The 9,223-nt window shown below is 61.9% G+C and carries 11 protein-coding genes; 3 read left to right on the top strand and 8 right to left on the bottom strand.

The window, feature by feature from the left end; all coding sequences use genetic code 11:
• Positions 1 to 29: 29 nt before the first annotated feature.
• Genes F8N49_RS21180 through cpaB form a run of 8 tightly spaced genes read right to left on the bottom strand, consistent with a single transcriptional unit; the run spans position 30 to position 7,477 of the window.
• Entirely contained in the window at positions 30 to 302 is a 273-nt protein-coding gene (locus tag F8N49_RS21180) for a DUF3613 domain-containing protein (protein ID WP_151552421.1), read from the bottom strand.
• A 9-nt stretch (positions 303 to 311) separates the two neighbouring features.
• A complete protein-coding gene (locus F8N49_RS21185; protein WP_041480651.1) occupies positions 312 to 1,034 on the bottom strand; it encodes a lipopolysaccharide assembly protein LapB in 723 nt (240 codons plus the stop codon).
• A gap of 23 nt (positions 1,035 to 1,057) precedes the next feature.
• Positions 1,058 to 1,942 carry a type II secretion system F family protein gene (locus tag F8N49_RS21190; protein ID WP_024011441.1) on the bottom strand — a complete coding sequence of 295 codons (885 nt, stop codon included), beginning with the start codon at positions 1,940 to 1,942 and terminating at the stop codon, positions 1,058 to 1,060.
• Position 1,943: 1 nt separating this feature from the next.
• Positions 1,944 to 2,828 carry a type II secretion system F family protein gene (locus F8N49_RS21195; RefSeq protein ID WP_151552422.1) on the bottom strand — a complete coding sequence of 295 codons (885 nt, stop codon included), beginning with the start codon at positions 2,826 to 2,828 and terminating at the stop codon, positions 1,944 to 1,946.
• Between the two features lie 17 nt (positions 2,829 to 2,845).
• The gene (locus F8N49_RS21200; RefSeq protein ID WP_151552425.1) at positions 2,846 to 4,114 is read right to left on the bottom strand and encodes a CpaF family protein; all 1,269 of its coding nucleotides are present in this window, start codon (positions 4,112 to 4,114) and stop codon (positions 2,846 to 2,848) included.
• Entirely contained in the window at positions 4,111 to 5,301 is a 1,191-nt protein-coding gene (locus F8N49_RS21205; RefSeq protein ID WP_122508649.1) for a pilus assembly protein, read from the bottom strand. Before F8N49_RS21205 ends, F8N49_RS21200 begins: the two co-directional genes overlap by 4 nt.
• Positions 5,298 to 6,515, bottom strand: coding sequence for a type II and III secretion system protein family protein (locus tag F8N49_RS21210; RefSeq protein ID WP_073471824.1), 1,218 nt, complete (start codon positions 6,513 to 6,515; stop codon positions 5,298 to 5,300). The genes F8N49_RS21205 and F8N49_RS21210 overlap by 4 nt, the downstream gene beginning before the upstream one ends.
• A 20-nt stretch (positions 6,516 to 6,535) precedes the next feature.
• Complete coding sequence (cpaB, locus tag F8N49_RS21215; RefSeq protein ID WP_151552427.1) at positions 6,536 to 7,477, bottom strand: Flp pilus assembly protein CpaB; 942 nt, start codon at positions 7,475 to 7,477, stop codon at positions 6,536 to 6,538.
• A 339-nt stretch (positions 7,478 to 7,816) separates the two neighbouring features.
• Between cpaB and F8N49_RS21220 the strand changes: the two genes are divergently transcribed.
• The 3 genes from F8N49_RS21220 to F8N49_RS28085 form a co-directional block, all read left to right on the top strand.
• Positions 7,817 to 8,023 (top strand): Flp family type IVb pilin, encoded by a 207-nt coding sequence (locus F8N49_RS21220; protein WP_122748111.1) that lies wholly within the window; start codon positions 7,817 to 7,819, stop codon positions 8,021 to 8,023.
• An 82-nt stretch (positions 8,024 to 8,105) separates the two neighbouring features.
• On the top strand, positions 8,106 to 8,513 hold the full coding sequence (locus tag F8N49_RS21225) for a response regulator (RefSeq protein ID WP_151552430.1): 408 nt from the start codon (positions 8,106 to 8,108) through the stop codon (positions 8,511 to 8,513).
• A 309-nt stretch (positions 8,514 to 8,822) separates the two neighbouring features.
• The coding region (locus tag F8N49_RS28085) for a hypothetical protein (RefSeq protein ID WP_218574895.1) at positions 8,823 to 9,223 on the top strand (401 nt) is incomplete at its 3' end.

The raw sequence follows: 9,223 nt of genomic DNA on the forward strand, positions 1-9,223 counted from the left end.
GCGAAGGGGCCTTTAAGCGCACCAACAAACTAATTCTTGCTCTCGATCTTCCCGCCCGCATCCGGATCGTAAAAATCCGGAATCTCGTACTGGTATTTCTTCAGCCAGCGCTGCATCGCCAGTTCGCGTTCGGTGGCTGTTGCACTCTGAGATTTCGGCGAGGCGGCTTTGTTGCGGCTTTGCAGGACCAGCCAGCCTTCGGTTTCCTGTTGTTGCGCTGAAGCAGGGCCGGTGTCGATGGCTTGGGCGGTGAGGGGCAGGGTGAGCAGGGTCAGGTAGCACAGGCCTTTGCGGATGGTCATGGCTGTCTCCTATTCGAGCGTCGGCGGTAGCGGGTCGATGAAGGCGGCGACGCGGTCGCCGGGTGTGGCTTTGGTGTTGGTCGGAGCTTTGAGCTTTTCCGCGCGTTGCTGCGCTTCGGTGAATTGTTCCGGGGTCAGTTTCGAGCGGCTGACGATTTCCGCAGCTTGCGGCCAGTCGTTCTGGTAGAGCAGCAGGGTGACCATGTTCAGCGTCGCCAGTTGATTGTTCTGGCTCAGCTCAATGGCGGTGAGGAACTCGAATTTCGCTTCGTTGAGGCGCAGTTGGTTGAGGTAGACCACGCCGAGGTCATTGCGGATTTTTTCGTCGGTGGGCGCCAGGCGCGCGGCGCGTTGCAGGTGGGCCTGGGCCTGGCCGTTGTCGCCACGGGCGGCGTAGACCTGGCCCAGGCCGTGTTCGGCCTGGGCGGTGAGGCAGCCGCCGAGCAGGCTGCGGTAGAGCGGCTCGGCTTCGCTGCGGCCGAGCAGGCGATAGACCTTGGCTTTGCGCAGGCGCACTTCGCTGAGGTTGTCCGGCAGGCTTTGCAGGTTGGCGAGGCTGGCGTGGAGCTTGCCGTCGCTGGCCAGATCATCGGCGAGGTTCAGCGACAGTTCCTGCTCCGACGTGAGTTTGCTGCAGCTGGAAGGCGACAGCAGCGAGGTCCACGGCGCCTGGCCATCCGTGGCGCAGCCGCTGAGCAGCAACAGACTTGCCATGACTATCAGTACTTTCATCAAACGCTCTCCATGAGCCAAGGTCAGTTTGCGAACGCGCGGGCAATGGCGGTGAAGCCCGGGCCGGCCAGTACGATCAGCAGGGCCGGAAACAGAAACAGCATCATCACCACCGACATCTTCGCCGACATTTTCGAGATGTATTCCTGCAGCCGGGTCAGGCGTCGGTCGTCCAGTAATTGCTTGAGCGCCAGCAGTGATTTCATCGCACCGCCGCCCTGGTGGATCAGTTGCTGGAGGATCACGCAGGTGTCGGTGAATTCGTCCACCGCGAGCATCACCGCGGTCTTGTTCAGCTCCTGACCCAGCTCCAGACCCGAGTCGACGCGGCTGAGGATCAGGCGCAGTTCGCTGGTCAGCTCCGGCAGCAGTTTCTGCGCTTCGACGCTGAGCACGCGCAGCGCTTGTTCCACGGCCATGCCGGATTCAAAGAGGATGCGCAGCAGCGGAATGAACGTGGAGATTTCCACGGCGATGGTTTTCTGTCGGCGGGCGGCGGCGTAGGCGAGCAGGCGTTTGGGCAGTAGATAGCCGCCGCCTGCGGCGAACATCGGCGCCATCCAGCGGTGGCTGGTCTGCGGGAAAAACACTTCCTGCAAAAAGATCGCCAGCCCCAGAGCGAGCAGCGGCGTGCCGATCTGGCAGGCGGCGAAGAGCGCGCGTTCGTTGGCGCGGCGCCAGCCGAGGCGGCCGAGCAGGGTCTGGGTTTCGCTGTCGATGCTCACCGAGCCCCGGCCGAAACGGCTGTTGCCCAGTGCGCGCAGCCAATGGCCGAAACGGTTTTCCCGGACCAATTGGCCATGCAAGCGCTGATGCACCTGACGCACGCGGCGGCGCTCGGTGAGCAGGTGATTGCCCAGCAATAGCAGCGAACCGAGGAACAATAACAGCGCGGCGAGCCAGACCATTTCAAACGCTCCGCAACATGCGCCACAGCGCCAGACTGCCCAGCACCTGCAACGCGGCGGCGCTGAGCAGCATGGTCTGGCCGCTTTCGTCGTGCCACATGCCGAGCATGTAGCCGGGATTGGTCAGCATGAAGTAGCTCACCAGAATCAACGGCAGCAAACCCAAAACCCAAGCGGTCATGCGCGTTTCCCCGGTCAGCGCGCGCAACTGCCGCCCGCCCTGGTCGCGCTCGCGGATCAGTTTGATCAGATTCTCCAGCAGCTCACTGGCATTGCCGCCGTAGCGGTGATTGACCTTCAGGCCGAGGGCGAACATGCGCAATTCGTCCTGCTCGTAGAGTTCGGCAAAGTCGCTGACGGCGTCAGGCAAGTTCACCCCCAGTTGCACGTTGCGCTGCACCCGGCCCATGGCCGCTTTCAAGGGATCTTCACTGGCCTCGATGCCGCCCAGCACCGCATCGCTCAGCGTGCGCCCGGACTTGAGACTGCGCACGGTGTGGTCGAGCAATTGCGGCAGTTGTTCGATCATGCGGCGGATGCGCCGCCGGTAGCGAATGGCGATGTACAGCCGCAACGCCACGGGCGGGACGAGCAACATGATCAGCAAACCAACCCAGCTCCCGAGCAGAAATCCCAGGCCCATGGCCGCCGCCCACAGGCTCAGCCACAGACCGAAACGCTCGCTCGGCCGACCCAGTCCTGCACGCAGAAACATGCGCTCCAATCCCACCCATTTCGTCTGTTCCACGGCCAATTGCGGTTGCCCCGCAGCGAGTCGATTGAGGACTTTCTCCGTCGCGGTCTTGCGCAGGCCTTGCAGGAACAGATAGATCGACAGCCCCAGAAGCATCAGGCAAATGGCGATGAGAATGATCGGTCCCAGCATCTGCATGCTCCTCGCGGTCAGCCCAGGTGAGCGTCATGGCGCAGCTTGTCGCCGGCCGGGTTGACCGCTTCGCGGACAAAGCCAAAGCCCGTGCGGCGGTCGAGGCGGAACAGGGTGTTGGTGACGTAGAGGTCCTCGCGGATGCCGACCACTTCCACCACTTCACTGACGCAGCGCCGACCGTCGGGCATGCGTGTCAGTTGAATGATCACGTCGAGGGCGGCGCAGATCATCTGGCGCAAGGTGCGTTCGGCGATCGAGCGCCCGGTCAGCCCGACCAACGTCTCCAGACGCAGCAACGCGTCCTGAGCATTGTTGGCATGCACGGTGCTCATCGAACCGTCGTGGCCGGTGTTCATCGCGGTGAGCACGTCGACCACTTCGACGCCTCGGATCTCGCCAAGAATGATCCGGTCGGGACGCATGCGCAGGGCGTTGCGAATCAGGTCGCTGGCCTTGACCTCGCCATGACCCTCGGCATTCGGCGGACGGGTTTCCAGACGCACCACATGCGGATGGCCGAGCTGCAGTTCGGCGACGTCTTCGATGGTCACCAGCCGTTCGTGCGGGTTGATCAACTGGCTGAGGATGTTCAACAGCGTGGTCTTGCCGGTGCCGGTGCCGCCACTGATCAGGATGTTGCAGCGCCTGCCCACGGCGTTCTGCAGGAATTCGAAAATCGCCAGATCGATGGTCTGCATCGCCATCAGGTCGGTGCTCTTGAGCATGTCCTTGCGGAACTTGCGGATCGACAGGCACGGGCCGTCGAGGGCGATCGGCGGGATGATCGCGTTGACCCGGCTGCCATCGGGCAGGCGCGCATCGACCATCGGCGAGGACTCATCGAGGCGGCGCCCGAGCGGCGCAAGAATGCGCTGCATGACCCGCTCGACGTGATGCGCATCGATAAAACGCAGATCGCTCTGATGCAAAACGCCGTCGCGCTCGATGAACACCCGGTGCGGGCCGTTGACCAGAATCTCCGTCACCGACGGGTCGCGCAGCAGGACTTCCAGTGGGCCGAAACCGGTGAGTTCGTCGACAATTTCTTCGCCGAGGCGCTCCATTTCGTAGCGCGAGATCGCCAGATGCAAACGCGCGATGTATTCGGCGACCTTGTCGGTGACGAACTGCGCCAGTTGCTGGCGTGAACCTTCCAGCAGGTTTTTCCCTGACTCCTCGATGGCGTCGATGATGTAGCGGTGCAGGACCAGTTTCAGGCCTTCGTGATCGCTGTTGCCGATCGCTCCGCGTGGCGTCGCGCCAAAGAGTTTTTCTGCGCTCATGAGTGGCCTCGCAGACGATCGAACCAGGTGACTTTCGGTTTGCTCAGACCTTCGGAACGCTTGGCCAGACGCTCGCCGAGGGCGCGCAGGCTCTGGGTGAGTTTTTCCCGGGGCGCCAGTTCGAAAAGGCTGACGCCCTGATTTTTCGCGTTCAGGCGCACGTCGGGACTGAAGGCCAGCACGGCGATAACTTCCAGATTGAAGGTCTTGCCCAGGGTCTCGGCATCCGGCGCGACGTTGTTCAGGTAGCGATCGATCAGCAAGCGCCCGTGCTCGAGTTTCATGCCTTTCTCGCGCCACTGGTTGAGCACGGCGAGGTTGCGTCGGCAGTTGAGGACGTTCTGGTCGGTGTACCAGAGCAGTTTGTCGCAATGGCTGACGAAGGTGCGCAACGCTTCACTGTCGGCCTGCCCGGTGAGGTTCACGACAATGTGCTGGAAGTGCTGGCGCAAGGCGCTGAGCAGCATGTACAGCTCGGCGGCGCTGGTGGTTTCCAGCGGTTCGTCAGTGTTGGCATAGGCAAGAATGCGCAGGCCGTGGTCGGCGCTGGTGAATGCGCTGTCGATCAGCGTCGCGTCGAGGCGGCGCAAATGACGCAGGGCATCGCCGAAGTGAAACGAACTCTCCAGCCCCAACAACGCGAGGCTGTCGCCACGGGGCAGGCCGAGATCGAGCAGCAAGGTTTGCTGGCCGCTCTTCTGCACCACCATGGCCATGTGATTGGCGAGCAAGGCACCGTCGGAACTGCTCTGCACGCCGTACATCACGGTAAGCCCGCCGAGCTGGGTATTGGGCGCAACGGCCGGCAAGCGCTTACTCAGGCGCCGCACCAGCCCGGCAACTTCGCTGGAACGCGAGCCATAGGCGACAAAATCCCGCGCACCGGCGCGCATCGCATTGAGCACAAGCTGATTGTCCATACCGTCGCCGAGAGCAACGATCGCCAGCATCGGCTTGGCTTCCAGCGCACCTTCGATCAGCGCGCTCTGCGCCACGACATGCTCGCGGTCGAGACCGACGAAGACCAGATTGGCGAACGTTACATCGACCAGCGCGAGCAGTTCGTCGAGGCTGCCGGCACCGGCGCTGATCACCTGGCCGAGTGGCGCGAGGGCGCTTTGCAGCCATTCCAGATCGGTGCTGTTGCGGGTGATGGCGAGAAAGGTCTGGCTGAGATTCTGGTTCATTGCGACAACCCGCTGCGCTTGTCGAAGTTGCCGTTCTCGAGGAAGAACATGCGATAGAAATTCGGGTCGTAATTGCGCAGTTTCTCTCCCGGCAACGACGGCAGTCGCGCGTCCGCCGCCAGTGGCTGGACCAGGTGCGGGGTGACGATCATCAGCAGCTCGCGCTCTTCGCGTTTGATCTGCGAACCTTTGAAAAACGCGCCGAGGATGGGAATGTCACCCAGGCCGGGAAACTTGTTCACTTGCGAGCTGTTGGTGGTGCTGATCAAACCGCTGATGACAAAACTTTCGCCATCACCCAGCGACACGCTGGTGTCGGTGCGGCGGATGGTCAACGCCGGAACGGTGGTGCCGGCGATGTTCACCGCGTTGGCAAAATCCAGTTCGCTGACCTCCGGGGCGACCTTCAGCGCGATGCGGTCGCGGCCGATGATGGTTGGCGTCAGCGTCAGGCGGATGCCGAATTCCTTGTACTCGATCGACACGCTGTCGCTGCCGGAACTGGGCACCGGAATCGGGATTTCCCCGCCGGCCAGGAAGCTCGCACTCTGCCCGTTCAACGCCACCAGACTCGGCCGCGCCAAGGTGTAGGCGAAGCCGCTGGTTTCCAGGGCGTTGATGATCGCCATAGTCTTGCCGCCGACCCAGGAGAAATTGAACAGCGAGTTATCCACCGGCAGGCGCGGCTGCGGCACGCCGTCGATCGGTGGCAGCGTGCCGGGCGAACCGAACAGGAAATTGCCGCGCGTGCCGATCAGCGACGCCGTGGCTTCCTTGAGTTTGGTGCGGCTGACTTCGACGAAGCGGATGTCGGTCTGCACTTGCGATGGCAGGGTCGGATCGTCCGACGGCACGCTGCTGGTCAGCGCCGTGGTCGCCGCGCCCTGGACGAAGACCATGGCTTGCTGCGGCTGCGCCGAGCAGGCGGTCCAGACCATCAGGCTGGTCGCGCCGGGGCCGACGCCCGTGAGCAAAAAGGACGAACCGCCATTGGCATGCACGTCGGCAATTTTCGGGTCGCCCACTGCCAGCCGAGTGATTGCCACCGGTGACTGCATGTCTTGCTGGAAGCCTTCACCGATCTCGATCACCGAGGGCAGGCGCGGCAGTGCCGAGCAATTGCCCACCGCCGCGAGGGCGGTATCCATCGTCAATCCCAACAACAGCAAGGCCCGGAGCGCCGGTTTCAATGTCGGTCTGAGTCGACTCTGCATGCACGTGAATCCTTGCGCAGTCATGGGGTTTGTTGGCTGATCTGGTTGCCGCGAATGATTTCCACCGCAGGCCTGGGCGCCGCGCCGGCACTGGCGGTGGCAGGTGCTCTTTGCGCGCTGCCCAGGGCGAGTTGAGTAAACTGGAAGAGCTGGCTGTTGGCGCGATCCAGGTGCGCGGGCGATTGCGCTTCGCCGGCCCAATATTTGGCCAGCCGCTGTTCTTCGCTGCTGCGCACCGCGAGGCGCAAGGTGCCGACTTGAGTGGCAAGCATCAGGCGGCTGAGCAGTTGTTCCGGCACCGCCAGCACCACGGTGCGTGCGGCGATGCGGCGCTGGTCCTGTTTGAGTTTTTCTTCGGCGCTGAGGTTGGGGGAAGCCGGTTGGCCGTCGTTGGTCAGGCCGTACTGATCACCGACCCCGAGCACGCGCAGGGCCGGAACGGCGATCTGCGCCGACTGCTGCAGATTGCTCGCGTCCTCGCGCAGATACAGCAGCACGTCAACGTAATCGCCCGGCAGCAACTGCCCGGCGGCACCGATCACTTCATCGACGGCCACGGTCAGTGCGCGCTCGTCGCGGCGAATCATCCGCGCCAGCGCACCGCCAGCCTGGAAGCTTTCGTCATTCAGCCAGGTGCCGGCGCTGAGGTGGCGCCAAGGCGTGCGGCCGACTGCTTGTTCGATGCTGGTCAGGCTGCCGGCCGGCGCGCTGCGCAGTTTTTCCACGGTCACATCGGCGGCGGTCAACGGCGTGAACGGCGCTACATCGTGGAGCAGCACTACTACCGGTTGGCGGGTCTGGTCTTCGGCAATCGCGACAGTCTGTTCAATGCTGACCGCTGGGGCGACGGGCGCCTCGGCGACCGGGGCCGGCTGACGACTGAGCACCAGCCCCCAGTAACCGACAAAAACCGCGCCGAGCAACAGCAACGCGGCTAGGCCCATGGTGACGCGACTGTTCATTGACGGCTCTCCCTTTCCTGCTGCACAACCGATTGCATTTGCTTGCGAAAGGCGGACTGCTTCGGCAGCTATGAACATGCAACTATTTCGCTATTTCCAAGCTAGCTGATCCAAGCAAAAGCGCCATTAGTGACAGGCGAAATAACCGTACCAAAGTATGACTCTGGCCAGTTAGCAGCCGGAAACGGCGGAAAAACGATGTGATTAATGCTTTGTGATTAATGCGTTCTTACAGTTGTTGGGCGGGGGTTTGTTGACAATGCTCAGGTGGCACGGTGGAACCTTGCCGCGGTGGTGATGTCGGCGCCAGAGGCGCGAAGGAGTGGAGCTATGTTTCGTATGACTTTTGATTATGTGATCGCCAAGGCTCGCGCGTTTGCCCGTAGCGAAGAGGGTGCTTCGGCGATCGAGTATGCGATTGTGGTGGCGATGGTGGCTGTGGTGGTCGTGGCGTTCATTACGCCGATTGGAGATCGGATCCTGGCGATATTCAACAGCATTTTGAATGCACTTCCGGCGGCACCGGCACCGGCTCCGACCCCTTAAGCACCCTTCGATTTTTATGAACTCTGCACCTGGCTGATATCGCACTACACTGGATTAATCCTTCAGCATTCAGGTATTGCCTATGAACGCGTCTTCGCCTAACCGCCAACAGTTGCTTCTGGTTGACGATGAAGAAGACGCGTTGCTGGAGTTGGCGGAGTTGCTGGAGGGGGAGGGGTTTGTCTGTCATACCGCGACGTCGGTGAAGTTGGCGTTGCATCTGTTGACCCGGCATCCGGATATTGCTTTGGTGATTACTGATCTGCGCATGCCGGAGGAGTCGGGGATGTCGTTGATCAGGCGGTTGCGTGAGCATACGTCGCGGGAGCATTTGCCGGTGATTGTGATGTCGGGGCATGCGGATATGGAGGATGTCAGCGATATGTTGCGGTTGCAGGTGCTGGATCTGTTTCGCAAGCCGATTTATCACGTCAGGTTGTTGGAGACTCTCGATAATCTTTTTCCCAAGCCTAAGGTTCAGGGTGGGTGAACTCGGCGGCCTTTGGGCCGACCGTGTTGGTGGGGTTTTGGGTGAATATCCGTTGCTTCGGGTGCTGCGGCTGGCGGTTTCGCCTGACGGCGACTTACTTTTTTACAAGCGCCTAAAAAAGTAAGCAAAAAACGCTAGCTCCTGCGTCCGGCCCTCGCAGGCTCGGGTTCCTTCGCTCCGGGATCGATCCGGGCGCAGCGGCTACGGTTTGCTTCGCTGCACCTCCTTCCGCTGTGTTCGACTGCGTCGAACGGTCGCTGCGCTCCCACGCCCGGATCAATCCCTCCACTCAGCCTTCCGACGTCGCCGGTGGATCAAGATCAAGAGCACTCGAGCTTGCGCTCATTGTTGAGTGGTGCGGCTTCGCCGCGGGCAGCTGCGCTGCTTTGCTTTTACTTTTGCTTTTGTGGGAACGAGCCTGCTCGCGAAGGCGGCCTGCCAGCCGACCTGTTTCTCGCTGATGTACTCGATTCAAACTGTGGGAGCGAGCCTGCTCGCGATAGCGCCCTGCCAGCCGACCTGTTTCTCACTGAACGCACCCGATCAAACTGTGGGAGCTGGCTTGCCAGCGAAGGCGGCCTGACAGCCGACCTGTTTCTCACTGAACGCACCCGATCAAACTGTGGGAGCTGGCTTGCCAGCGAAGGCGGCCTGACAGCCGACCTGTTTCTCACTGAACGCACCCGATCAAACTGTGGGAGCTGGCTTGC

This window comes from Pseudomonas sp. GXM4 (genome assembly GCF_008923895.1).
Classification (GTDB): domain Bacteria; phylum Pseudomonadota; class Gammaproteobacteria; order Pseudomonadales; family Pseudomonadaceae; genus Aquipseudomonas; species Aquipseudomonas atacamensis.